This is a genomic window from Chromohalobacter sp. HP20-39 (assembly GCF_033052815.1).
Classification (GTDB): Bacteria; Pseudomonadota; Gammaproteobacteria; order Pseudomonadales; family Halomonadaceae; genus Chromohalobacter.
Genome location: NZ_JAWHTP010000459.1, coordinates 1 through 303 on the forward strand (window position 1 = coordinate 1; position 303 = coordinate 303).

A 303-nucleotide genomic window follows, 5' to 3' on the forward strand; every position below is an offset into this window, starting at 1 on the left:
GCAGTCGGCCGCCCTCCGCACGTCGCTTCGTCAAGCGCTGCGCAGCGACGATTGAGGTGCGGTTTTGGATGTCTTGCGATGGCGGCTCTGATTCTGCCGAAGCAAAGTCGGGTCAACGGCTGTTGCACCAGCCAGCCAAGTGGCAAATGCTGGCGGCAGCGTCACGTCTTTGTATTCGATGCGCCGGATGTGGCCCACCATGTGCATGGGGTTGTAGCCCTTGCCGTAGTCAATCTCGCTCCCCTGGAGGCGAAGCAGAGTCTTGTCAGAGTCGCGCGGCAGCTTTCGGCCCGTATAAAACTG

1 protein-coding gene is annotated in these 303 nt (G+C 60.7%); it reads right to left on the bottom strand.

Going from position 1 to position 303, the window contains the following annotated elements; translation table 11 throughout:
• Positions 1 to 30: 30 nt before the first annotated feature.
• Positions 31 to 303: hypothetical protein (locus RVY79_RS18805; RefSeq protein ID WP_317466076.1), on the bottom strand; the 273-nt coding region annotated here is incomplete at its 5' end.